Annotated in this window: 19 protein-coding genes and 1 pseudogene; 7 read left to right on the plus strand and 13 right to left on the minus strand. The window is 71.9% G+C overall.

Going from position 1 to position 24,731, the window contains the following annotated elements; all coding sequences use genetic code 11:
* Positions 1–144: 144 nt before the first annotated feature.
* Together HHX37_RS22310 and HHX37_RS22315 are read left to right on the plus strand one after the other, a co-directional pair.
* The gene (locus HHX37_RS22310; RefSeq protein ID WP_165900710.1) at positions 145–795 is read left to right on the plus strand and encodes a ScbR family autoregulator-binding transcription factor; all 651 of its coding nucleotides are present in this window, start codon (positions 145–147) and stop codon (positions 793–795) included.
* 36 nt (positions 796–831) lie between these two features.
* Complete coding sequence (locus HHX37_RS22315) at positions 832–1,845, plus strand: aldo/keto reductase (RefSeq protein ID WP_182886616.1); 1,014 nt, start codon at positions 832–834, stop codon at positions 1,843–1,845.
* A 38-nt stretch (positions 1,846–1,883) separates the two neighbouring features.
* Here HHX37_RS22315 and HHX37_RS22320 read toward each other — a convergent pair whose 3' ends face one another.
* Complete coding sequence (locus tag HHX37_RS22320) at positions 1,884–4,685, minus strand: helix-turn-helix transcriptional regulator (protein WP_182886617.1); 2,802 nt, start codon at positions 4,683–4,685, stop codon at positions 1,884–1,886.
* Between the two features lie 336 nt (positions 4,686–5,021).
* Between HHX37_RS22320 and HHX37_RS36955 the strand changes: the two are divergent.
* A pseudogene (locus tag HHX37_RS36955) lies at positions 5,022–5,186 on the plus strand (GntR family transcriptional regulator); the annotation flags it as partial.
* Between the two features lie 1,284 nt (positions 5,187–6,470).
* Here the strand turns inward: HHX37_RS36955 and HHX37_RS37845 are convergent.
* The gene (locus HHX37_RS37845) at positions 6,471–9,323 is read right to left on the minus strand and encodes an ATP-binding protein (RefSeq protein WP_182886618.1); all 2,853 of its coding nucleotides are present in this window, start codon (positions 9,321–9,323) and stop codon (positions 6,471–6,473) included.
* A 316-nt stretch (positions 9,324–9,639) separates the two neighbouring features.
* Between HHX37_RS37845 and HHX37_RS22330 the strand changes: the two genes are divergently transcribed.
* Positions 9,640–10,416: a hypothetical protein gene (locus HHX37_RS22330; RefSeq protein WP_182886619.1), complete on the plus strand. Its 777-nt coding sequence runs from the start codon at positions 9,640–9,642 to the stop codon at positions 10,414–10,416.
* A gap of 42 nt (positions 10,417–10,458) precedes the next feature.
* Here the strand turns inward: HHX37_RS22330 and HHX37_RS22335 are convergent, their stop codons facing one another.
* From HHX37_RS22335 to HHX37_RS22385, 11 genes are all read right to left on the minus strand, one after another.
* On the minus strand, positions 10,459–11,064 hold the full coding sequence (locus tag HHX37_RS22335) for a response regulator transcription factor (protein WP_111701440.1): 606 nt from the start codon (positions 11,062–11,064) through the stop codon (positions 10,459–10,461).
* The gene (locus HHX37_RS22340) at positions 11,061–12,164 is read right to left on the minus strand and encodes a sensor histidine kinase (protein ID WP_182886620.1); all 1,104 of its coding nucleotides are present in this window, start codon (positions 12,162–12,164) and stop codon (positions 11,061–11,063) included. The genes HHX37_RS22335 and HHX37_RS22340 overlap by 4 nt, the downstream gene beginning before the upstream one ends.
* Positions 12,165–12,174: 10 nt before the next feature.
* Entirely contained in the window at positions 12,175–12,933 is a 759-nt protein-coding gene (locus HHX37_RS22345) for an ABC transporter permease (RefSeq protein ID WP_182886621.1), read from the minus strand.
* Complete coding sequence (locus tag HHX37_RS22350) at positions 12,930–13,691, minus strand: ABC transporter permease (protein ID WP_182886622.1); 762 nt, start codon at positions 13,689–13,691, stop codon at positions 12,930–12,932. The genes HHX37_RS22345 and HHX37_RS22350 overlap by 4 nt, the downstream gene beginning before the upstream one ends.
* Positions 13,675–14,601, minus strand: a complete 927-nt coding sequence (locus HHX37_RS22355; protein ID WP_182886623.1) for an ABC transporter ATP-binding protein — start codon at positions 14,599–14,601, stop codon at positions 13,675–13,677. The genes HHX37_RS22350 and HHX37_RS22355 overlap by 17 nt, the downstream gene beginning before the upstream one ends.
* Positions 14,602–14,787: 186 nt before the next feature.
* Positions 14,788–16,263, minus strand: coding sequence for an aldehyde dehydrogenase (locus HHX37_RS22360; RefSeq protein ID WP_182886624.1), 1,476 nt, complete (start codon positions 16,261–16,263; stop codon positions 14,788–14,790).
* 105 nt (positions 16,264–16,368) lie between these two features.
* The gene (locus HHX37_RS22365) at positions 16,369–17,859 is read right to left on the minus strand and encodes a xylulokinase (protein WP_182886625.1); all 1,491 of its coding nucleotides are present in this window, start codon (positions 17,857–17,859) and stop codon (positions 16,369–16,371) included.
* Complete coding sequence (locus HHX37_RS22370; protein ID WP_182886626.1) at positions 17,856–18,566, minus strand: class II aldolase/adducin family protein; 711 nt, start codon at positions 18,564–18,566, stop codon at positions 17,856–17,858. Before HHX37_RS22370 ends, HHX37_RS22365 begins: the two co-directional genes overlap by 4 nt.
* Before the next feature lie 106 nt (positions 18,567–18,672).
* On the minus strand, positions 18,673–18,903 hold the full coding sequence (locus HHX37_RS22375) for a hypothetical protein (protein WP_182886627.1): 231 nt from the start codon (positions 18,901–18,903) through the stop codon (positions 18,673–18,675).
* Positions 18,900–19,691, minus strand: a complete 792-nt coding sequence (locus tag HHX37_RS22380; protein WP_182886628.1) for an FAD-dependent oxidoreductase — start codon at positions 19,689–19,691, stop codon at positions 18,900–18,902. The genes HHX37_RS22375 and HHX37_RS22380 overlap by 4 nt, the downstream gene beginning before the upstream one ends.
* Positions 19,688–21,100: an NAD(P)/FAD-dependent oxidoreductase gene (locus HHX37_RS22385; protein WP_182886629.1), complete on the minus strand. Its 1,413-nt coding sequence runs from the start codon at positions 21,098–21,100 to the stop codon at positions 19,688–19,690. The genes HHX37_RS22380 and HHX37_RS22385 overlap by 4 nt, the downstream gene beginning before the upstream one ends.
* A gap of 320 nt (positions 21,101–21,420) precedes the next feature.
* Here HHX37_RS22385 and HHX37_RS22390 point away from each other — a divergent pair, with 320 nt between their 5' ends.
* From HHX37_RS22390 to HHX37_RS22400, 3 genes are all read left to right on the plus strand, one after another.
* On the plus strand, positions 21,421–22,980 hold the full coding sequence (locus tag HHX37_RS22390) for an APC family permease (RefSeq protein WP_182886630.1): 1,560 nt from the start codon (positions 21,421–21,423) through the stop codon (positions 22,978–22,980).
* 124 nt (positions 22,981–23,104) lie between these two features.
* A complete protein-coding gene (locus HHX37_RS22395; protein ID WP_182886631.1) occupies positions 23,105–23,704 on the plus strand; it encodes a sugar O-acetyltransferase in 600 nt (199 codons plus the stop codon).
* A gap of 93 nt (positions 23,705–23,797) precedes the next feature.
* Positions 23,798–24,625: a DeoR/GlpR family DNA-binding transcription regulator gene (locus tag HHX37_RS22400; protein WP_259406658.1), complete on the plus strand. Its 828-nt coding sequence runs from the start codon at positions 23,798–23,800 to the stop codon at positions 24,623–24,625.
* Positions 24,626–24,731: the final 106 nt, after the last annotated feature.

Consider the following 24,731-nt stretch of genomic DNA (forward strand, 5'->3'; position numbering starts at 1 on the left):
GAGAAAAATATACGTCCGTGAAGGTATATTTTGGAATGACTCGGAGGATTGACGCGCGAGTTGACGAGGTGATCAGTGAACAGAGGTGAAACATACCTGGAAGGCGGTACGCTGAACGGGAGCCCCACAGAACGGATCACGCGTGTGAGTAAGATCGGCACTCCCAGAACCACCATCACGCACCGAGCGCAGCCGCGCAACGCGCCGCAGCAGGCACGGGCAGCGCAGACCCGGGCCCAGGTGCTCGCCTCGGCGGCCGAGCTGTTCGCCGACCGCGGATACCCGCACACCTCCATCGACCACATCGCCAAGCAGGTCGGCATGACCAAGGGCGCGGTGTACTTCCACTTCCGCGACAAGAAGGACATCGCCGCCGAGATCGTGCGCGAGCTGTACAACCGGTGGCGCGTTCGCATCGACGAGGCGCAGGCCATGGGCCTGCCGCCGATGGAGACGGTCGAGGCGCTGCTGAAGAACGCCGCCGACAAGTTCTTCGAGGACGACATCGTCAAGGCCGGAGCCAGGATCCAGGCCGAGCGCTCGCTGTCCGACACGACCCTGCCCGAGCCCTACGTCGAGTGGATCGCCACGCTCTCGACGCTGCTGGCGAAGGCGAGCGGCGCCGGTCAGCTCCGCGAGGGCATGGACCCCGAGTCCGCCGCGTACATGCTCGTGTCGGCGTTCTTCGGCCTGCAGCACGTTTGTGACGTCCTCAACCAGCGCGCCGATCTGCCCCGCCGCTGGGAGGAGATGAGCCGCCTGCTCTTCGCCTCCATCGCCGCCTCCCCGCAGTAGGACAACCGCCGGGAGCCCACCCAAGGAGACCTTCGCATGTCTGCTTCGATCCTCCCGGCAGTTCCCCTCGGCGCCGGCGGTCCGCCGGTCGGCGCCCAGGGCCTCGGCTGCATGGGCTTCAGCGAGTTCTACGGACCCACGGCGCCGGCCGAGGCCCGGGAGACCCTGCGGATCGCCCTCGCCCTGGGCGTCACCATGTTCGACACCGCGGACCTGTACGGAGACGGCGACAACGAGAGGTTCCTCGGCCCCTTCGTCCGCGCGCACCGCGACCGGGTCTTCCTCGCCACCAAGTTCGGCATCGTCCGGCGGGCGGGCGAGAAGTCCTGGAGCGAGGTCCGCGGCGACCGCGCGTATGTACGCCAGAGCGTCGACGCGAGCCTGAAGCGCCTCGGCATCGACGAGATCGACCTCTACTACGCGCATCGCCGCGACACGTCCGTCCCCATCGAGGAGACGGTCGGCGCCATGGCCGAGCTGGTGCGGGAGGGCAAGGTGCGCCACCTCGGTCTCTCCGAGGTGACCGGGGCCGAACTGCGCGCGGCGCACAGCGTGCACCCGATCGCGGCACTGCAGTCCGAGTGGTCGCTGTTCACCCGCGACATCGAGGCGTCCGTGGTTCCGGCGGCAGCGGAGCTCGGTGTGGCGCTCGTCGCCTACTCGCCCCTCGGCCGGGGTTTCCTCACCGGAGCGTTCACCGGCGCTCAGGGGCTGAGCACCGGCGACGTCCGGCTGAAGATGCCCCGGTTCACCGGCGACCACGCCGACGCGAACGCCGCGCTCCTCGAACCGGTCCGCGACATCGCCGCGCGCCGCGAGGTCACCCCCGCGCAGGTCGCGCTCGCCTGGGTTCACCAGCGTTCCCGGGTCCACGGCCTTACGGTTCTACCCATTCCCGGCACGCGTTCTCCCGCCCGGCTCCGGCAGAACGTCGCGGCCGCGACGATGGCCTTGTCGGACGGCGAGCTCGCCGCGCTGGAACCGCTGGCGGCGAAGGTGGCCGGTGCGCGTTACCCGGACATGAGCTCCACGGCCACCGCCCGCGAGTGACATCGGGCCTCTCGCTGGACTCGGGGCGGCGGCGCGGTTCAGTCCGGGCGGTCGAGGTCGGTGGCGGCCAGCGCCCGGGCCATCGCGGTGCGGTTGCGGACGCCGAGCTTGCGGTAGACGCTTCCGAGATGCGTCTCGACCGTCTTGGGCGTGACGTTCAGCTCCTGGGCGATCTGGCGGTTGGTCCGGCCTCGGGCCGCCAACCGGGCCACCCGCCACTCTCCGGGCGTCAGCCCGGCCCCGTGCGGCTCCGGCGGCCGCGTACCGGCCTCGCTCAGTGCGGTCCGCGCCCGCCGCGCGAGTTCCGCGGCTCCGCACTCCTCCGCCAGCCGGAGAGCCTCGGCCAAAGCGGCCCGGCCGGCCTGGGGGTGACGCTGCCACGTGCGGCGGCCGAAGGCGTGCAGGGCCGTGGCGAGCTCCAGCCTGGCCGGGCCCGTTCGCAGTACCCTTACCGCCTCCTCCAGCAACTCCGGCTCGGCCCGGCCTCCGGTCACCGTCGCCGCCACACGAAGCGCTCGGCCGAGGGTGCGTGGGGCGCCCCACCGGCGGGCCAGGTCGAGATCCTCGGCGGCCAGCGCCAAGGCCGCGTCGCGGGTCCCCAGGACGTGCTTGCCCAGTGCGGCGACCATCCGCCACGGATGCGAGGCCGGGTTCAACCAGCCGTCCGCGAGCAACCGGCGGCCCACCTGCTCCGCCTGCCGGACCGCCTGCTCGGCCCGCCCATGGGCGAGATCCACCCGGGCGGCCAGCAGGTCCAGCCGGCAACGCAGGGCCTTGTAGGGCGGGACTTCGGCGGACGCTCGGGCAAGCGCCTCGGCCGCGGCGGCCGGCCGCCCCTGTGCGAGGTGCGCCTCCGCCAGGATCTCTCCGCCGTAGACCGGGGCCAGCGGGACCGGCACCCTGCCGATCAGTCGTACCGCCTGCCGGATGCCGGCCTCGGCCTCGGCGAGGTGACCGCGCGACAGCAGCGCGTGCACCCTGAGGTAGCCGATCGGCGCGGCCAGGTACGACGAGCCCGCTTCCCGCGCCGCGGACCAGTCGTGGTCGAGATGCCGCAGCGCGTCGTCATGGTCGGCGTCGATCAGGACCAGGTAGGGAAGCGACGACGACGCGTCCTGGTAGGCCATGCCGGACGAGCGCAGCCGCAGCACCCGCAGCGCCGCGGAGACGGCCGCGTCCCGGTCGAGATCGATGACGGCGGTCCGGAACGCGGTGAACGCGTCGAGCTTGCACCGCACCTCGTCGCCGAGCCTCGGCGCGGCCGAAAGCACCGCCAGGTGCTGCGCACCGGTGTGCCGCAGGTCCAGCTCGGCCACCGCCGCCGCGATGATCTGCGTCCGCAGCCGGTGCTCCAGCTCCGCATGCCCGTCGCCCAGCTCGGTGAGGGCGTTCTCCAGAAGGGCGATCGCGTCGGCGTTGCGGCCGTTGAGGATCACCGCACGAGCGAGCAGCTCGGTGATCTCGGCGCGCCCGGCCGCGTCCGGGGCCAGCGCGGCCGCGCGTCGCAGATAGCCGATCGCGGCCGGCCAGTCGAACCAGTACGCGATGCGGCCGGCCATCCGTACCAGCTCGGCGGTCGCCTGCGGGGTGGGCGGCTCCTGCAGGGCCCGCTCCAGGAACGCCAGCGCGGACCGTGGCGCCCCCCGGCTGGACGCGTGGTTCGCGGCGGCCACCAGCGTGTCCACCACCCAGGCGTCGCCTGAGGGCAGGGTTTCGAGCAGGTGGGTGGCGACCAGCGGTGCGGGCTGCCCGGCGGCGAGCAGCTCGGCCGCTCGCCGATGCAGGCGGCTGCGCTCCACCACGGCGATGCCGGAGTACACGGCGTGCCTGGTCAGGGCGTGCACGAACTCGGGCCGCCCGCCGCCGCGCAGGACGCCCGCGGCCACCAGTTCGTCCTGGCCCCGGGTGAGTGTCTCCGGGCCGCCCGCGAGTTCGGCGACGAGCTGCGGGTCGGCCTCCTCGCCCAGGACGGCGCATGTCTGCGCGACCCGCACGGCGTCGGGGGTGAGGTGCGCGAGCACGGCGCCCATCCACTGGCTCAGCGCCGGCCCGCCGAGCGCACGCAACGCCTCCTCGTCACCCTCGGCCGCCGTGCCGCCCGCGGCAGCGGCGGCTGCCGCCAGCTCCCGTACGAACAGCGGGTTGCCGCCGGTCAGGCGGTGGCAGGCCGCGCACAGCCGGGTGTCCGCCGCCTCGCCGTTGACGGCGCGCACCAGGCGGGCCGTGGCGGCCGGCGTCAGCGGAGCCGGCCGCAGCACCGTCACGGCCGGATCGGCGGCGAGCTCCGAGCACGGCCCCGGCGCGGCGGCCGGCCGACCGGCCAGCACCATCGCCAGCGGCAACTCGGCCATGCCGGGGAGCATGTGCAGGAACACGCGCAGCGAGGGGTCGTCGGCCCAGTGCACGTCGTCGACGACCAGCGCCACCGGGCCGGCCTTGGCGACGTTCACCAGCAGCCGGTACAGCACGTGGAACGCCCCCGGGTCACCGGGCGCGGGCCCGTCGAGGTGCGAGTCGAGCAGCGCGAGCGCCCGGTGGGCGGGACCCCGCAGCAGCCGCACCCGCTGGGCGGTGTCGGCGCCGAGCAGCACCGGTTCGACCAGCTGACGCAGCACGCCGTAGCCGGACCGCTGCTCCAGCCGGCTGCCGCGGGCACCGAGCACCCGGCAGCCCGCCGTCCTGCCGAGGCGGCGGGCGGCGCCGGCCAGCGCGCTCTTGCCGATGCCGGCCGGACCCTCGATCAGCACCACGCCGCCCTGTCCGCGCGCCGCCGCGGCGAACAGCTCCCGCATCCGCCCCACCTCGGCGTCGCGCTCCAGCAAGGACGGTCCGTAGTCCACCCCGGCAAGTCTGCCAGCCGGGGATGATAAGGCGATATCGGATGGACCGCCTCGGGGATTTCCCTAGGAAATGGCGTTGAATCCGTCGGCGTCCGGGTGCCGAAGGCGCCCGGCCGGCACCTCTGAGCTGCGATGACGCGCCGCCGGCGGAGACAGGGGGTGACACTGGGGGGGACCCCGATGCCCCGGGGCCGCCGGTTGGCCGATCTTCTGATGGCGGCGCCCACACGGGGCGGGCGTCCGCCGGCAGAAGGAGGGCGCATGGTCACGGCAGAGGGGCTCGCCGCTTACCTCGACATTCGTCGCGATTCGCGTGGACACCTGCCGCAGCAGCTCATGGAGCAACTGGCCGAGGCGATCCGCGCCGGCCTCCTGCCCGCCGGGACGCGGCTCCCGTCCACCCGGGCGATGGCCCTGCTGCTCGGGGTGTCCCGCGGGGTGGTGGTGTCGGCCTACGAGCTGCTGCTCGCCCGTGGCTTCGTCGAGGGACGGCCCCGCTCGGGCACGTACGTCACGGGCGAGCCGTCACCGTATCGCCGGAGCATCCCCTCGCCGCCCGTCCGGCCGGTCGTGGCGGACTTCACACCCCGAGCCGCCGCGCCCGGCGCCTTCCCGCTGGCCGCCTGGCGGTCCGCCTGGCGCCAGGCCAGCTACCTGCCGCCGAACGGAGAGGCGGCTCCGCTGGGGTCGGCCGCCCTCCGCGAGGCCGTCGCCGAGCACCTGCACCGGACCCGCGGGCTCCGTGTCGAGGCCCGTGACGTGGTGGTGGCCGTCGGGCTGCGGCAGGCCTGCTGGTTCCTGTTCGAGGCGATCGGACAGCTGATCGGGCAGCGGGAGGCCGGAGCGGCGGCGGTGGCCGTCGAGCAGCCGGCGCCGGAATATCCCGTGTGGGCCGCCCGGCAGGCCGGATGGACGACCCACGCGCTGCCGGTCGACACGGAGGGCGCACGGGTGGACCTGCTGGACGGGGCGGACGGGGTACGCGCCGCCGTCGTGTTCGCCGAGGGCAACCATCCGTTCGGCGCGGTGCTGTCGCAGCCCCGCCGGCGGATGCTCGCCGCGTGGGCGCAGCGGACGGGCGGATATCTGGTGGACATCTGCACGGAGCAGACCGGAGCAGGGGACAGGCCGCTTCCGTCGCTGCTCGACCTGGCGAGCGGGCGGGTGGTCCTCGCGGGGACGCTGGGCGACGGCCTCGCCCCACCCGGGTTGGCGTACCTGGTGCTGCCGCGTCCACTGGTGCCGCTGGTCGCACGGGTCGCGGGCGGTGACGACGGGCGGCTCGGCGGGACGGCGCAGGCGGCGTTCGCCCGGCTGCTCGGTGACAGGACGATCGCCCAGCACGTCAGGCGCGCGTCGCGGCTCCACGTCCGGCGGCGCGAGGAGGTACGTGCCGCGCTGGCACCCGTCGGACGACCCGCGCGGCTGGTTCTCGGCCCCCGCGGTGCCAGTGCGGCACTGCTGTTGCCCCGCCAGACCGTCGATCCCGTGGTGACCGAACTCGCGGGCCGCGGTGTGACCGTGGGCCGTCTGTCGGACCTGTACCAGGTCCGGGCGGGGGACGATCCCGACGGAATCGTCCTCGGTTTCGGCCACCTGACCGACGAGGAACTGCACCACGGCCTGCTGGCCGTCCGCACGGTGCTGGCCGGCCTGACCCGGGCACGGGCCGGCCGGGGCGCCGACGGCGTGCCCGCGCACCCGCGTCCGGCACGGCCCGCGTCCGGACGCCGCCCGCACGGCGGCGGCGACACCGAGCTCACTCCCGGCGCGCCGAGGCCCCGGTCATCGGCGGGTCCGCGGCGGTCTGGCGGTCCCCGCCGCAACGCGGTCCAGCGCGTGGACCAGCTCGACCCGGCCGCCGATGCGCAGCTTGCGATAGGTGTTGGTCAGATGCAGCTCGACGGTCTTGGGAGTGACGAACAGAGTCTCGGCGATCTCGCGATTGGACAAGCCTGTGGCTGCCAGCTCGGCGACCCGGCGCTCTGTTGAGGTCAGCGCGGTGGCGCCGGGCCCGGCCGAGGCGGTCCGGGACCCGGCCGCCCCCGACATGGCGTCCACGCGCTCGCGCAACGGGGGACAGTCGCACTGGGCCGCGAGCTCGGCGGCGTCGTCGAGCAGTTCGCGCGCCCAGCCGCGCTGACCTCGCCCGCCCGCCGCCGCGGCCAGGTCCACCAGCGCCTTGGCGTACTCCAGCCGGGCAGGCGATCCGGCGAGCACGTCGACCGCCTCGGCCAGCAGCGGGAAGCCGTCCCGTGCGCCGAGCACGACGCCGGCGACCCGCAACGCGCGGCCCAGCGGCCGGGGCGCGCCCCAGCGGCGGGCCAGGGCCACCTCGGCCAGCGCGAGCTCCGCCGCCCGGTCGCCGTGACCCAGCCGGTGCAGGGTGCGGGCCGCCTCGGTGCGCCAGGGCATGAACGCGGGGTTGTCGCCGCCGAAGCGGGCGAAGAGGCGGCCGGCGTCCAGCGCCGCGGCCACCGCCCGCTCACCGCCCACCGTACGGCGCAGCAGCCGCGCCCGCGTGTCGGCGTAGAAGTACATGGGACCGGCAGGCGGCGGCTCCTCCGGCAGACCGGCCCAGGCAAGCGCGGACCGCGCGCCGGCCAGGTCGCCGCGCTCGGCCAGAATGTCGGCCAGGAACGGGGCGACGAAGGGCCGGCCGAGCCGTACTCCGGAACGCTCGACGGCCTCCACCGCCGTACGCGCCTCCCGCTCCGCCTCGGCGAGATTGCCGCGCCACAGTTCGTGGAGCGCCGCCAAGGCGTGCACCGGCCCGTACGCCCGGACGCTGCCGCGGCGGTACGCCTCCCGCCGGGCGTGGTCGATGCTCGTGCCGACCAGGTCGTCCTCGGCGGCCAGGAGTGCCAGCCAGCCGCACACGAGTGGGCTGTCCCCGGTGCCGAGGCGCACCAGCAGCCCGTCGGAAAGGCCGCGGCGGGCGGCCGGCGCGGCCTGTGGACGGGCCTCGAACGCGGCCCGCAGGGCGAGCACGCAGTCCAGCGCCCGCCCGCCGGCGCTCGGCGGCTCGTCGTCGCCCGCGGCCTGCCCCACCTCGTCGATCAGGTGCAGCTGACCGGGTTCCAGCACGGTCACATTGACCAGGTACGCGTCCAGATGCCGGCGCAGCCCGGCGTCGTGGGGAGGGGACGCCTCGCCCAGCGCCTGCCGCGCGTCACGCCAGGCCCGTATCGCCGCCTCCGTGTCGCCGCCGAGCAGCAACGCCTCCCCGAGCCGTAGACCGGCCACCGCCCGGGCGGCGGGCTCGACGGCCGACGCCAGGGCCTGTTCGCCGTAGCGCGCGGCGGCCTCGACGTCGCTGTGCAGCGCGACATCGGCGAGCTGGTCGACCAGGACCTGACGGTCCTCGTCGCCGGTCGCCTCGGGCAGCGCCCGCCGCAGATAGGTGTACGCGCTGTCGGGGGAGCCGCGGAACAGCGCCGTCTCCGCGGCCCGCCGCAGGTATCCGGCCGCGCCCGGCACCACGCCCGGAGGCACCTGCAGGATCTGGGCGGCGATCCGCTCAGGCTCCGCGCCCGTGGCGGCCAGGTGCAGCGCCGCCGCCCGGTGTCCCCGTATCCGGCGGGGGGTGTCCAGGTACTCGTAGGCCGACCGCTGCAACAGCTGGTGCGGGTAGCCGAACCGGCCGGCGGGCGCGCGGACCAGTACGTGGCTCCGGATCAGCCGATCGACGGCGGTCGCGGTGGCCTCGACGCCGAGGCCGGAGACGGCCGAGATCGCGGGCAGATCCGCTTCGTTGCCCAGAAGCGCGACGGCATGCGCCACATCGACGACGTCCTGCGGCATGTTTCCCAGGTGGGGCCGTATCCGGCACGGCAGGAGCACCGTGTCCAGCAGGGTGGCGTTGCCGCTCGTGGGTGCGATGCCCTGTTCGACGCAGCCTCGGGCCAGCTCGGTCAGCAGGAGCGGGTTGCCGCCGCTGGAGTCGTGACAGGCGGCGACGAAGGCGTCGTCGGGCCGGGTGCCGAACATCGTCGCGAGCACGGCGGCGGTGCCGGTCGGTCCGAGCGGGCGCAGCCGTACGAACTCGGTGCTGGGCGTGCGCAGGATCTCGGCCAGCAGGTCGGGGACGGGCGCGCCGGACGTCAGCGCCAGCATCACGGTCAGCGGCAGGCCGTCCAGCCGGGGCAGCAGGTAGGCCAGCAGCCGCAGAGAGGGCGAGTCGGCGTACTGGACGTCGTCGACGACGAGAGTCAGCGGTTCCGCCGTGCACGCGTTCACGACCAGCCAGTACAACCCGTGCAGGACCGCGAGGTCGCCGACCGGCCGGATCGCCTCGACGGTGAACACCGACGCGGCCTGCGCGGCGGCGCCGGCGAACAGCGGACCCCGCCCGAGTTCGGCCTCCGCGGTCAGCATCGGCTCGAACAACTGCCGCGCCACGCCGTAGGCGAACTCGCGTTCCAGCGGCGAACCCGCGGCCCGTGCGACTGGTCGGCCGTCCTGACGCAGCCGCTCGCGCACCTCGGCCAGCAACCGCGTCTTGCCGATCCCGGGAGGACCCTCGACGACGAATATCCGCCCGCCCGTATCAGGAGTGACGGCACGCGCCGCGTCGACCAGGATGGAGACGCCCTCGTCCCGCTCCTGTAGGGGCGGGTGCGCTGATCTCGGGACCATCCTGCGTTCGTGGTAGGGCGGTGGACTGGCCGGCGAGTGCGACGCCGCCGGTTTCACCGCGGTGGCTGACCGCGATTAACTTCTCACAGCATAACAAAATGGGTGGTTATTGCGCACCAAATCACCGGATGCGGCGATTACTGGTCCATGGAATGCGACGGCGAAGTGGTCCATTACGGACACCGCGCGGCGGCGATCCTGACATGGAACGCGAAGGGTGCACATCAGGCACCCAGAAGCACGCACGCAACGCAAAAGGGGCATAATGTCGACGATTTTCCGTCCCGTCCGTTTCCGTCCCACGTCGCGGAGCCTCGTGCCCGTCGGCGCGACGCTGGTCGCGGCGGTGACCGGCGCCCTACTCACCGCCTCGCCGGCCCAGGCCGCCGATGGAGCCGGCATGTCGGCCTCGTGGAACTACTACCGGTCGGACGCGTTCCAGGTCGCCGCGACGCTGCCGGGCGTCAAGCTGACGGCATTCGGCAGCGACCAGAGCGGCTCCCGCAACCTCCACGGAACGATCGAGCACGTCGCCGACGACGGCCGGTGCTCCCGGGTGGTGATCCGGGCGATCAATGTGAGTTCCGATCTCGTCAACGAGACGACCTGCGGGAACGGCACCTACAAGACATTCAGCACCGGATCCGGCAGCTTCGACGATGGCCTTCTGGTGCTGGTCTACCGGACCATTCCCGGCACCACGAACGCCGACAAGTCACTTTTCGTCGCCATTCCGAGTTCGGCGACCGATGCCGGGGTGCGCACGACGGGCACCGGAGCGAGCTGGTCCTACTACACGGCGACGGACTACACGTATTCGCTCGTGCGTCCCGGTGTGCGGCTCACCGGCTACGGCTCCGACGACGGCGGCCGGTCGACGCTGAACACCCTGGAGAAGACCGCGACCGGTTCCGGTTGCGCCTCTGCCAACGTCAAGGTGGGAGACGTGAACACGAGCGGGTCGACCTGCACCGGCACCGCGGCCTATTTCTCCCGCTGGAATCTCGACGGCGGCCTCACCGCGAAGGCCTGCTACAAGCCGACGAGCGCGGCCGAAGCGTGCCTGTCGACCTACCTGCCTAAGCCCGTGTGATTCCCGGCCCGGTCGGGATCGCGGTCGGGGTCGGGGTCGGGATCACAGCCAGCCCGCGTCCTCGGCGATGCGGACGGCGTCGATCTTGTTGCGGGCGCCGGTCTTGGTGATCGCGCCGGTGAGGTAGTTGCGTACGGTGCCCGCCGACAGGTGCAACCGGGCGGCGATCTCCTCGGCGGAGGCCCCTCGGGCGGCTTCGCGGAGGACCGTGGCCTCGCGTGGGGTGAGAGGGCTCTCTCCGTACTCCATCGCCGAGGCCACCAGCTCCGCGTCCAGCACCCGCAGCCCGGCCGCCGTACGCCTGATCGCGTCGGCCAGGCGGTCGCCGGGGGCGTCCTTGACCAGGAACGCCTCGATGCCCGCCGACAACGCCCGCCGTACCTGACCCGGCCGGCCCATCGCGGTCAGCACCAGGATGCGGCAGGAGGGGAGCACCTCCCGCAGCCGGGCGGCGGCGGTGATGCCGTCCAGCACGGGCAGGTCGATGTCGACGATGGCCACGTCCGGGCGCACCCGTAGCGCGGCGGGGACGATCTCGTCCCCGCGCGTCACCTCGGCCACCACCTCCAGGTCGGACTCCAGGCGCAGCAGGGCGGTGAGCGCGGCCCGGATCATGTGCATGTCCTCGGCCAGGAGGACGCGGATCACGCGGGCACCTCCATCGTCAACCGGAAGCCGCCCTCGGGCGTGTGCCCGGCCTCGACCGTGCCCCCTGTCTGCGCGGCCCGCTCCACGAGCCCGGTCAGCCCGCCACCGAAAGGCCTGGTGGTTCGCGCGTCATCAGGTGCGAGGCCGTTGTTGACGATCTCCAGGTGGGTGCGTCCCGCACGGTCCGAGGTGGTGATCGAACAGGTGGTGGCACGGCTGTGCCGCAGGATGTTCGTGACACCCTCGCGTACGGCCCAGGCGAGCGCCTCGTCCTGCTCGCGGGACGGGGTCATCTCGGCGAGGTTGACCTGGCAGCCGATTCCGGACGACTCCAGCAGCGCCACGGCTCGGTGCACCTCGTCGGTGAGCGTCATCCGCCGGTAGCCGCGAGCCACCTGACGCACCTCAAGCGCGGTCTCCCTCGCCACCTGGACCAGCGCGCCGACCTCGGTCTTCGCGGCGGGGAGATCGCGGTCCATGAGCCGGGCGGCCAGGTCGCCCTTCAACACGATCGCGGTGAGACTGTGGCCCAGCCCGTCGTGCAGGTCACGGGAGATCCGCAACCGCTCCTTCAGCACCGCCGCCTCCGCCAGGTCGGCCCGCGCCTGCTCCAGTTCGGCGGTGACCCGGACCAGCCGTACCACGACGTAGATCATGGCGCCGGTGATGACGATGGTGAGGGCGTAGAAGTACGAGCCGGTCACATTGTGGAAGATCCCCTGGAGCCACCAGAACTCCGCCGCCGCCATCGTCGTCACCAGGACGCCGCCCCAGCGCAGCGGGAGCAGCAGGAGCACCGGCCCGGCCAGGAGCGGCGCGGTCCCGGCCGACCAGCCGGTGAACCCGAGGGCCTCCGGCAGGTAGGCGGCGACCGCCTGCACCGCCAGTGTGGCGGGGAGCCATCGGGATCGGCCGCCCGTGAACGCCTGCCGTACGTGGAGGAAGTGCGGCCAGTAGAAAGCGGCCAGCAGCACGAGCAGCCGGGCGTTGACCGACGCGGAGGCCGTCGCGAGGGAGGCCACCAGGGGGATGATCGTGTAACCGACGGAGACCAGGACGATCAGCGCGGTTCCGAGCCGTCGCGCGGAGGTGGAGTTCATGACCGGCCCATTATGACTTCCGGGTCTCCCAGCGGAACCACCTCCTGATCGAGAGCAGCGCGACCCCCGCCCACACCGCCAGGACCAGAGCCGGTACGGCCGCCGCCGCCAGGTCGGAGCCGAAGGTGCCCGGCCCGTAGGAGGCGCGGACCGCGTCCACCACCGCGCTGGTGGGCAGGGCGGCGAAGAGCGGGTGCAGCCAGGAGGGCAGCAGGTCCACGATCGAGCCCATCGCCCCGGACGCGAGGCCGGCCAGGAAGAAGAACGGCAGCGTCATGGGCGCCGCGAGCTCCCCGCGCGGGATCGCGGCCGTCCACGCCACCCCCAGCGTCGCCATCACCGCCGAACCCGCGACCGCGAACACCGCGAAGAGCACCGGATTCCTCGGCAGCGGCACATCGGCCAGGAGGTGTACGGCCACAGCTGACACGATCATGAGGATGACCGTCTGCGTGACGGTGTTCGCGACCTCGCCGAGGAGGATCTGCCGGTCGGTGAGCCGGGTGGCGCGCAGCCGTTTGAGCAGGAGCTGGTCGCGGCGCATGGTCAGGGCGACGGTGATGTTCAGGAACGCGGTCCCCGACAGGATGAGCGCGAGCGTCCCCACGAACATCTGCGCCGCGGCCGTGACGCCGCCGGCCGTGACGTTGCGCATCAGCGTCGGCATCCCGATCGCCAGGCCCAGCGGGGTGATCACGGAGGCGGGCAGCGTGCCCTTGTCGCGCCAGAACAGCCGGGCGCTCAGCTTGTAGGTGGCCGTGAGGCTCATCGGCGTGGATCCCATCGGAAGAGGAAGCGGACGGCGACCAGGGCGAGGAGGGCCCAGACGGTCAGGTTCAGGACGGGCCCGGTCAGCGTCGCGAGCTCGCCGCCCCTGTAGGCGAGCCCGGCGATCTCGACCATCGCTCCGGTCGGCAGCAGGTCGAGTGCCCACCGGACCCAGCCGGGGAGGAGGCCGGTGACGAAAGGCCCGTACGCTCCCGCCCCGAGCGCACTGGCCAGCAGGAACGGGATCGTGGCGGGGGCGTTCAGGTCGGGGCGGCGGGTCACGATCGAGAAGACGACGCCGATCAGCGCCAGCACCCCGGCCACCACGACCACGCACGCCGCGAACAGCAGCGGAAGCTCGGGTGGCGGCAGGTAGGTGAAGGTGTAGAGGATCACCGAGACGAGGGCCGACAGGAGAGCGGCCTGCGTCACCATGTTGACCAGCTCGCCGCTGACGATGGCCCGCCCGCGCAGGCCCGAGGCGCGTAGCCGTTTGAGCACCAGCGACTCCCGCCTGGCCGACAGCGTCACGGCCGTCTGGGTGGTCGCGACGATGGTCAGGAGCGTGGCGAGCATGCCGAGGTGCATGCCGAGCACCACCTTCACGTCGCGGCTCCTGAGCGAGGCGGCGATCAGCAGCGGCAGGCCCGCGCCCAGGCAGACGCCGAGCACCGCGACGCCGCCCACGGCCCGGCCGTCGCGCCAGAACAGCCGCCCGCCCAGCCGCGCCACGGCCAGCACGTCACGCACGGGCGTCACGGGTGGTCGTGCTGTTCTGGGCTGTTTCGCCGTTGTGGGCCAGTTCCAGGAACAGGTCTTCCAGGGAGGCCGTCCGGACCTCCAGGCCGCGCAGGCGCAGGCCGCGTTCGCTGGCCCAGCCCAGCAGCGTCTGGGCGGCCAGGTCGGGATCGGCGGCCTGGACAACGGCGAGCCTGCCCCGCACGGTCGCGGGCAGCGGCAGCTCCCCGGGCTGGATCACGGAAGGCAGCTCGAACGAGACCCGCCCCACCCGCGCGGCCAGCGTCTCGGCCATGTCGCCGCCGACGACGATCTGACCCCTGTCCATGATGGCCAGGTTCGCCGCCAGCTGCTGGGCCTCCTCCAGATAGTGGGTGGTCAGCAGCACGGTCGTACCCCGGGCGGCGAGGTCGCGGACGACCTCCCAGATGTTGCGGCGGGCCTCGGGATCCATGCCGGTCGTCGGCTCGTCCAGGAACAGCACGTCGGGCCGGCCCAGCAGGGCCAGCGCCAGGTCCAGGCGGCGTTTCTCACCGCCGGACAGCTGCCGCACCTTCGTCTTCGCCTTCGCCGTCAGGCCCGCCAGCTCCAGCGCCTCGCTCGCGGGACGCGCGGCGGGGGTGAAGTCACGCCAGATCTCGACCGTCTGCCCGGCCGTCAGATCGGGGAAGAACCCGGCCTCCTGCAGCATGATGCCGACATTGCCGCGCACCTGGGCGCGGTCCCTGATCGGGTCGAGGCCCAGCACCCTGACCGAGCCGGCGTCCGGCTTCTGGAAGCCGGTGAGCAACTCGATCGTCGTGGTCTTGCCCGCGCCGTTGCGGCCGAGCAGGGCGAAGACCGTGCCCGTCTCGACCTCGAACGAGATGTCGTCGACCGCCTGGAAGCCGCCGTAGCTCTTGCTGAGGTGGTTCACCTGAATCGCTGCCACGCCTCGATCCTTGGCCAGGGACGACGGCGGAAACAGTGAGCAATTCACATCTTCGCGACCAGCCCGAGCTGCGGCACCGCGCCTGCCACCTGATCCCGGGGTGGCGTGCCGTACCGGTCAGAGGCGGATGCGGGTCGAGGTGGCGGATGGTCTCGTACGCCCTCAACGGGAGCCTGCGCGCGGTGCTCAGCGGATGGTGAACCAGATCGTCTTGAGCTCGGTGTACTGCTCGAAGGCCTCGATGCCGTTGTCGCGGCCGCCGAAGCCGGACGTACGATATCCGCCGAAAGGCGTGGTGATGTTCCCCTCGGAGTAGCCGTTGACCGCGACGGTGCCGGCCCGCACGCCCCTGGCGATGCGGATCGCGGTGTCCACATTGTGCGACCACACCGTGGCGGCAAGCCCGTAATCGGAGTCGTTGGCCAGCGAGACCGCCTCTTCGAGAGTGTCGAATCCGAGGACGGCGACCACCGGCCCGAAGATCTCCTCGCGAGCCACCGCCATGTCGGGGCGTACGTCGTCCACGACCGTGGGCGCCACGTACCAGCCGCCCGTCTCGGTCAGCAGCCGCGTGCCGCCGGTCACGATCGTCGCCCCGTCGGCCTTCGCGCCCTCGATGTGGCGTAGGACCCGCTCGAGCGCGGCCTCCTCGATGAGGGGGCCAAGCTGGGTGGACTCGTCGGTCGGATCCCCGACGACACGCGACCTCGCTTCACGGGCGAGTGCGGCGACGAACCGGTCCTTGATGGCGTGGTCGACCAGGATCCGGGAGCCGGCCGAGCAGTTCTGCCCGGAGTTCCAGAAGGCGGCGTCGGCCAGATCCGCAGCCACTTCCTCAATGCGGTCGGCGTTGTCGGCCGTGACGATCTGCGGGCTCTTGCCGCCGCACTCGAGCACGATCTCCTTGAGGTTGGAGTCGGCCGAGTAGCGCAGGAACTGCCGGCCGACCGCGGTGGACCCGGTGAACGTCACCATGTCGACGTCGGGGTGCAGGCCGAGGGCCCTGCCCGCCACGGGCCCCAGGCCGGGGACGACGTTGAACACGCCGTTCGGCAGACCGGCCTCGGTGGCCAGTTCGGCGATGCGCAGCGTCGTCAGGGACGCCAGCTCCGGTGGCTTGACGACCACCGAGTTGCCCGCGGCCAGGGCGGGAGCGATCTTCCACGCGAGCATCGCGGCGGGGAAATTCCAAGGGAGGACCGCGCCCACGACGCCGATCGGCTCGCGCACCACGAGGCCCAGGTGCTCGGGCCCGGTGGCGGACACCTTGCCGAAGACCTTGTCCACCGCCTCGGCGTAGAACCGCAGCGTCGTCACCACGTCGGGGATGTCGAACTTCCGGCACTCGCTGATCGGCTTGCCCGCGTCGACCGACTCGATCTGTGCGAGTTCTTCCGCGTTGGCTTCGATCAGCTCGGCAAGCCGGGTCAGGACCTGCTTGCGCCGCTCGGGCGCCGCCTGGCTCCAGGTGCCGGCGTCGAACGCGGCGCGCGCGGCCGCGACGGCCTTGCCGACGTCGTCAGGCGTGCAGGACGCGACCGTGATCAGGGGCCGGCCGGTCGAGGGCGCGACGGAGACGAAGGTGCCACCGTCACCGGCGTCGACGAACGCGCCGTCGATGTACGCCTGGGTCCGCACAGTGGCGGGAAGGGAGAGTGTCACGACACTGCCTTTCTGGGGAGAAGATGACGCGAGAGGTGGGCCGGAGGACGCGGGCGACGCTGTGGCGTACACGAGGGCCCGCCGCCGCACCGGGAGGTGACCGGCTCAGGAGACCAGAAGCCTGAAACGGGGGAACACCTCAGCACGGACCTCCTCCCACTGGCGGCGCAGCTCCCGATACCGATCCGCGCCCTGCACGGCGGGCTCGACCCGGGGGGAGACCTCGACCACCTGGTCCACCCCCTGGCGCGCCGAGGAGAACGCACCGGTTCCCAGGCCGGCCAGGATCGCGGCGCCGATCGACGGCGCCTCGACCCGCAGCGCGGGGACCAGCGGCTGGTCCAGCACGTCGGCCTTGATCTGGTTCCAGTCGCTCGATCGCGCTTCGCCGTCGGAGATGGTCATGGTGTCCACCCGCAGGCCACGCTCGCGCAGCACGTCCAGCAGCGCCGGGTACTGATAGGCGATGCCCTCGAGCGTCGCTCGTACGAAATGCGGCAGCCGGTGGTGACCGGAGATGCCGTGGTAGGCGGCGCGCACCTGGTCGTCCTGGACGGGAACGGTGGCTCCCTCCACGTAGGGGAAGCACAGCAGCCCGTCGCTGCCCCGCGCGATCTCGCGGGTGCCGGCGATGAGCTCGGCGTAGTCCAGCGCTCCGCCGAAGGTCGAGCGCAGCCACCGCAGGGTGGTGCCTGAGCCGACGGCGACCATCTCGTGCAGGTACCGGTCCGGCACCACGTGCGGCATCAGCCCGACGATGCCCGTCGGGTCGAATCGCGGCCGGGAGTCCACGGCACGCCAGCTCATCGAGCTGCCGGTGCCGATCGACACGTCGCCCGGGTCGATCACACCGGACCCGAGCGCGGCCGCCGGGTCGTCGCCCCCGCCGGCGACGAGCAACGTTCCGGGGAGGAGCCCGATCTCGTGTGCGGCGCCGCCCAGCTCGCCGCGCGGCTCCCACGGGGCGTAGCGCACGTCGGGCAGGATCTCGCGCGGGATCCCGGCGGCGGCGCACGACTCAGGACTCCACGTCCCCGTCCGCCAGTCGTTGAGAACCGACCGGGTCGGACCCGTCGGGTCGGTCCCGACGTCGTCGATGAGCCGGTAGGCCAGGTAGTCCTTCGGCTGCAACGCGTGACGGACCCGGCGCCAGACCTCCGGCTGGTGCCGCCGGGTCCACGTCAGGTTCGCCAGCACCAGTCCGGGAATCGGCAGAGTGCCCGAACGCTCGATCAGGACTTCGCGTCCCAGGCCGTCGTACAGCGCCGAGGTCTCCTCGGGGTCGCGGCGGTCGGTCCAGTGGATCACCGGAGCCAGCACCCGCCCGGCCTCGTCCAGGAGAACGGCGATGTCACGCTGCCCCACCAGGCACAGCGCGCTCACTTCCCGCGCGCTGACACCGGCGGACGACAGGACCTGGGGGATCGCGCGAGCCAGCGCCCGGTACCAGTCGTCGGCGTCGTTCTCCGCCCAGTCCGGGTGAGGGCGGTGCATCGGGTAGGTCTGCTCGGAGATCGCCACGACGCCCTGCTCAGGGTGCACGAGGGCCGCCTTGAGCGCGGACGACCCGACGTCCGCGCCGATGAGGTACGTCATCGCACGAGACCCGGATAGGGCTTGGGCTCGGGAGCCGGCAGCGGCTCGGGCGCACCGGGGAACTGGGCGCGCCAGTACGAGGCGATCCAGTCGACCTGCTCCTGCGGCAGCTCCTCGACGTCGACGCCCAACTGCTTGATGGTCAGGAACACCTCGCACGCGCCCTCCACGACCGAGGCGGTGTGGAACGCGTGCTCGAGGTCCGCGCCGATGGCGATGAGCCCGTGGAAGCGCATGAACGTCGCGCCGCGGTCCTCCAGCGCCTCGGCGGTGAAGTCGGCCATCTGGTCGGTCTCGGGCTGAGAGTAGGGGGAGGTGTAAACCGGGCCACCGGTGGCCTCGACCAGGCCGGTGAGGATCGGCGGGAGGGTCCAGCCCAGGTTCGCCATCGTCATGACGGCCTTGCCGTGGGTGTGCACGATCGCACCGACTTCGGGGCGGCGCCTGCAGATGAGGGTGTGCATCGGCGTCTCGGACGTCGGGGCGCGCCGGCCGTCGACGACGTTGCCGTCAAGGTCGATGATGGCGATGTCCTCCGGCTCCAGGAAGTCGTACTGGGTGGAGGTCGGTGTCACCGCGAGCAGCCCGGGCTCTCCGGGGACGCGGACGCTGATGTTGCCCGCGGTGGAGTAGACCAAGCGCTCGGCTTGGAGTTTGCGGGCGTAGGCGACGACCTTCTGACGGGTGTCGAGCCACTTGGTGCTCATCGGGTCTTCCTTCTCGTAGTCGAACCATGGGTGGGGAACTGCAGGCCGCGGGGATCGCGAACGGCCGGGGTGCGTCGGAGAACGTGAAGCTCCGTGAGCGAGGTGATCAGCGACGACGGAACAGGGCGCGTCCGGCCTGGGCGAACGCGATCCTGATCAGAACGCCCAGGACACCCGGGCGCAGGACGAGCCGCAGCAGGCCGGGAATGTCGTCGGCGTCGATCTCCACCTTGGCGGGCCAGGCACCCATGACGCCTTCCATCTGGATGCCGCCGTCCCGCGCGCGTATGCTGCGCGGCTCGAACGGCAGCTCGCCGATCGGGGAGCTGACTTTCACGGGTTTCCTCCGTTCGTTCGGGCCCAGTGGGCGGCGATGGCGCGTCCGGCCTGCGCGCGAGGCGCGATTCCCCGGGCGTCGAGGGGCTGGACGAACGTGACATGCGGGGCCCCTTCGGCCAGCGCGCCGTCGACGTTGCGGTTCGGTAAGGGCCCGGCGGCGAGGATGACCGCGTCACACGCCAGGTCCCTGGCCCGGGTCCCCTCGACGACGCGCAGCGTGTGCACGCGGTCGCGCCCGAGGACCTCCAGTCCCGTTCCTCCCGCGACCACCTGGTCGGCCCACGTGGGCGATCCGGCGCCGACGGCGGTCACGTGGCCGCCGGCCCCGCGGATCCGCTCCGCGATGTGCGGCGCCCACGGCCCGTCGCCCACGATCACGGCGCGCTTCCACAGGGGGACGCCGGTGCTCAGCAGGTGATCGGCCACGGTCGCGGGCAGCACTCCCGCGGGCCGTTCACCGACGATGTTCAGGTCGGAAGCGGTGGCGGGGCGGAGTCCTCCCGCGTAGAACAGGTGGTCGGCCTCGACCCACCGAATCGTGCCCGGTGCGGTCAGCAGCAGACGCCGGTCGGTCCAGACGGCGGCCGCGGCCCCGAACCGGAACTCGACACCGGCGTCGGTCGCGGCGCGGACCAGATCGCGCACCTCGGGCTCGTCCCACCCGGACTCGCCTCCGGCGACCGGGACCCGGTCGATCAGCAGCACGTCGTGTCCGCCACTTCGAGCGAGCTCGGTGGCGCATCCCAGGCCGCTCGGGCCGGCGCCGACGACCAGCAGGCGGCTCACGACCCCACCGTCCCGCGCACGGTGTGGCGCACGGTGTCCGGCCCGCACCCGGTCGCCATCGCCGTGAGGAACGAGATGCCGGCCAGGCACAACGAGCCTTGGCATCGCCCGTAGCCGGCGCCGGTGCGCTTGCGCACACCGTCGATGGACGTCGCCGGGACCGGGGCGCTCAGCGCCGCGTCGATCTCGGCGGCGCTGACGTGCTCGCATGCGCAGACGACCTGCCCGTACAGCGGGTTGACCTCCGTGAGCCGCTCGGGCTCGGGCGCGGTGCGCAGGCGTGGGATCCGCGGTAGCGCGGTGTGCGCGTCGGGCCGCTCGACCGCGTCCAGGCCGGCGGCCTGGAGCAGGTCGAGGGTGTACTGCGCCGCGGCCGGGGAGATGCTCACCCCTGCCGAGCGGTCGGTGACGTGCACCAGGTTCGGCACGTGCGCGTCCACACGCAGGCGGTGCGGTTCGTCGCCGGCCGGGCGGTTGGCGGCGAAGGTCTTGATCGCGTACGCCTCGGCCACGGCGGGCACCAGCCGAGCCGCCTCGGCGACGACCCGGGCGATCGTCTCGGCATCGGTGGCCCGGTCGTCCGGGTCGGTCACGTCGGTGGCCGTCGGGCCCAGCAGCGCCGAACCGTGCGTGGTCGGCACGACGTTGATGCCCTTGGTGTCGGGAAGGTGGGTGCAGAACACGATCTGGCGCAGGGCGCCGGCGAAGGCCCTGTCGACCACGACGTACTGCCCCTTGCGCGGCCAGGTCACCAGCGGCTCACCACCGGCCATCCGCGACACGGCGCCCGCGCCGACGCCCGCGGCGTTGACGACGAACCGTGCTCGGTAGCGTCCGGCATCGGTGATCACCGTGCTGGCGCCGTCGTCCTCGTGCTCGATGGCCTCGACCCGCTCGCGCAGCCGGATCACCGCACCGTTGGCGGCGGCCAGACTGGCGAACGAGGCCGTCAGGCGCATCGGGTCGATGACGCCCTCGTCCGGCAGGGACAGGCCGGCGACCGCGTCGGGGGTCACCAACGGCTCCGCCTCGCGTACCTCGCCGGCGCTGAGGATCCGCACCCGCACACCGCACGCGGCCGCCTCAGCCCTGGTGTGCTCCAGCCGCTCGGCCTCGCGCTCGCTCAGGGCCACCATCAGGCCGCCGATGCGCCGGTAGGGCACGTCCAGGCGCTCGCACAGCTCCTCCCAGAGAGGGTTGGAGGCGTTGATCAGCTCGGTCTCAAGCGTGCCCGGTCCGCCGTAGTACGACACCGCCACCCCGGCGTTGCCCTTGCTCGCGTGCTCCCCGACGTCACCTTCGGCCTCGAGCAGACATACGCTTGCGCTGGTGCGCGCCAGCCGCTCGGCCACAGCTGTGCCGAGGACGCCGCCACCGACCACCACCACGTCGTAGCGCGTAGTGGTCATCGGCCTCACCTCCGTCTTGAGAACGACGCCGGGCAGCGTCATCGCCGCGGGATCTGCCACCCGCGGCCGAACCCACCACCTACGATCAAATTCTGTTCGAAGCGATGGATCTGAAGTTCGTTTCGAACATTACTCACTATCGCAAAAAACAGGCAAGTGTTGACATGTGAACCAGAACGATGTTCGATGCTCCGCAATACACCGAGGCGTCAAGGGTCGGGCAGCGGGGCCTGCCCCGCCCTTGAGATCTGAGTGCCTCGGACCGTTCGGCGGCCCGCACGACCCACGCGCCGGGCCGCAAGAAGAAAGTGGGCACATCGATGCAGACGCAGCCCCATCCGGACTCACCCCAGGCCGCACCGGGCCCCGGCTCCCCATCCGCCGCCGATGGAAGCAAGACGCACTCGGGCGATCACGGGCTCAAGCCCAACTCGCTCGGCGCGCCGGCGATCGCCTTCTACATCATCGCCGCAGCCTCGCCCCTGACCGGCGTCGTCGGCCTCGTGCCGATCATGATCGGCCTCGGCAACGGCGCCGGCACCCCCGGCGCGTTCATCATCGCCGCGGGCATCCTGCTGCTGTTCGCGGTGGGCTACCTGGCCATGAGCCGACACGTGGCCAACGCCGGCGCCCTGTACGCCTACACCACCCTCGGCCTGGGCCGCGTCGTCGGCCTCGGGTCGGCAGCGGTCACCGTCTTCGCCTACAGCTGCATCCAGTTCTCCCTGTACGGCGGCTTCGGCTACTACCTGTCCTCACTGCTGCACGACGCGGCAGGCCTCGACGTGCCCTGGTGGGTGTGCGCGATCGTCGCGATGCTCGCCTGCCTCGCACTGGGACTGCAGGGCGTTCACGCCGGCGGCGTCATTCTGGGCGTGCTCATCACCCTCGAGTGCACCATGCTCCTGACCCTGGGCGCCGGGATCGTGTTCAGCCCCGACACCGCCGCCGCGAGTGAAGGCTTCAGCCTCACCCCGTTCTCCATCCCCACCGTCTTCGCCGTCGGTGTCGGGGTGTCCGTCATGCTGGCCCACACGACGTTCATCGGGTTCGAAGGATCGGCCATCTATGCCGAGGAGGCCAAGAACCCCCGGCGCACGATCCCCCGCGCCACCTACTTCGCCGTCGTCTTCATGGCCTGCGTCTACGCACTGACCTCCTACCTGGTCATCAACGCCGTCGGCGTCGACGACGCCCAGGCCGTGGCCCAGAAGGAGTCCGGCAACCTGATCTTCTTCGTCGCGGACACCGTGCTCGGGGGCTGGATCGCGCACACCTTCCAGGTCCTGATCATCACTGCCTTGTTCGCCGCGATCGTCACCTTCCACAACAACCTCTCGCGCTACCTGTACGCGCTGGGTCGTCAGGGCCTGGTCTGGAACCGTCTCGGCCACACCCGCAAGGTCCAGAAGACTCCTCACGTCGCCGCCACCGTGCAGACCATCAGCGCCGCGGCCGTGGTCGCCGGCTTCGCCATCGCGGGCCTGGACCCCTACACGACCCTGTTCACCTGGCTTGCCGGCATCGGGACCGTCGGCATCGTCACCGCGCAGATCCTGGCCGGCGTGGCCATCTTCGTCTTCTTCCGCCGCAACGACGTCGACAAGCGACGCTGGCACACCGTCATCGCTCCGCTGCTCGCCATCGCGGGCCTCGGGAGCATCCTCGTCCTGGCGTTGTCCAGCCTCGACCTCCTGCTGGGTGCCTCCCAAACTCTCACCTGGATCCTGATCGGCCTGCTGATCTTCTTCGGCTTCCTCGGCAGTGGGTACGCACTGTGGCTACGCCGGCGCTCGCGGGAACGCTACGACCGTATGCAGGTCATGCTCACCGCGGGAGAGGCCCCATCAGCGTCGGTGGCCGACGTCCGCAACACTTGATCCTCAACGAGCACCCGACCCTGCGCCTGCGCGGCCTGGCTCGAAGCCGGTCGCGCAGGCACCGCGCACCACACCACCCCACACTGCGCACTGACACGAAGACCGAACGCCGCAGGAGACAACCGTGAGCCTCGAGGCACAGCGCGCCCACATCCTTACCGGGCGGATGTACAACGACCTGACCGACGAACTGGTCGCCGCCCGCCAGCGGGCCGTGCTGCTCACCAACGCTTACAACGACAGCTTCGGCGCTCCCCAGGCCCACCGTGAGGCCCTCCTGCGCGACCTGCTCGACCACGTCGGTCCCGGCGCCCACTTCGAGCCCACCTTCCGGTGCGAGTTCGGCTACAACATCAGCGTCGGCGCCAATTTCTACGCCAACTTCGACGCCGTCATGCTCGACGGCGCACGGATCACGATCGGCGACAACGTCCTGCTCGGACCGCGCGTGAGCATCTACACCTCCAACCACGCCATCGATCCCGCCGAGCGCGTCGCCGGAGCCTGCTACGCCAAGCCCGTGACGATCGGCGACGGCGTGTGGATAGGAGGCGGGGTCACCGTCAACCCCGGCGTGACCATCGGCGACGGCGCGATCGTCGGCTCCGGGGCCGTCGTGACCCGGGACGTCCCCGCACGCGTCATCGCCGCCGGCAACCCCGCCCGGATCCTGCGCGAGATCACCGAGCAGGACGCCACCGGCTGGCGCCCGGGCGTCCTTTAGGCGCGCTCGACAGTGTCATGGGATACGTCAAGCCCAACTGTGCGAACGCACACCTCGGTGTTGTGTTGTGCATGAACCGAACAGGATGCGAACATGGGCGGTGTGGTGACCCAGTCCTCTTCCGCACGCGAGTCCGAGCTCAGCCCTCCCCGATTGCGTACGCGCGAACGCCGTGCGCGCGTGCTCGAGCTCCTCGACGGCAAGGAGTTCGTGAGCGTAAAGGAGCTCGCCGACGAGTTCGGCCTCACCGAGATGTCGGTGCGGCGCGACCTGAACGCCATGGTCGCCGAGGGGCTGATCACCAGGGTTCGCGGCGGCGCCGGCCGCCCCGCGCACACCCCGACCTCCCGGCAGTACGCCGAGGCCGCTCAGCGCAACGCCGAGGCCAAGTTCAAGATCGCCCGTCGAGCCGCCGCCCTCCTCGACCACGCCTCGGTGGTCTTCTTCTACTCCGGGTCCACCGTTGCCCGGGTCGCCGCGAGCCTGGACGCGTCCGCGCAGACGTCCCTGACCGTGGTAACCAACTCCCTGCCGATCATCGACGACGTCAGCGCCTGGAGCGATCCTCACCTGGTGGCCGTCGGCGGCCTGTACCTGCCCGCCTACATGGCCTTCGTCGGCCCCCAGGCGCTGGCCGCGTTCGAGGGGGTCAGCGCCGACGTCGCCGTCCTCGGGTGCGACGGCCTGAGCGCCGACGGGGGCCTGACCACACCGCACCAGCTCGTGGCCGAGGTCGGCGCGACGATCGTGCGACGGGCGACCCGGAAGGTCGTCGTCGCCGACTCCAGCAAGGTCGGGCGCCGCGGCTTCACTCCTATCGCCCCTATTGAGGACATCGACGTGCTCGTGACCGACGACGGCGCCGACCCCGCGGAAGTCGCCCGGTTGAGCGACACCGGCCTCGAGGTGATCGTCGTCTGACGACGTCACCACCGAGGCGGCGTCGAGTCCGTGATTCGAGTACGAACCTCGTCTTGCAGCGTGGCATGTGTCGGGGAAGTACACACAGGGGATCTCCCGATGAGGA

It is taken from the genome of Microbispora sp. H10885 (genome assembly GCF_014161415.1).
Classification (GTDB): Bacteria; Actinomycetota; Actinomycetes; order Streptosporangiales; family Streptosporangiaceae; genus Microbispora; species Microbispora triticiradicis.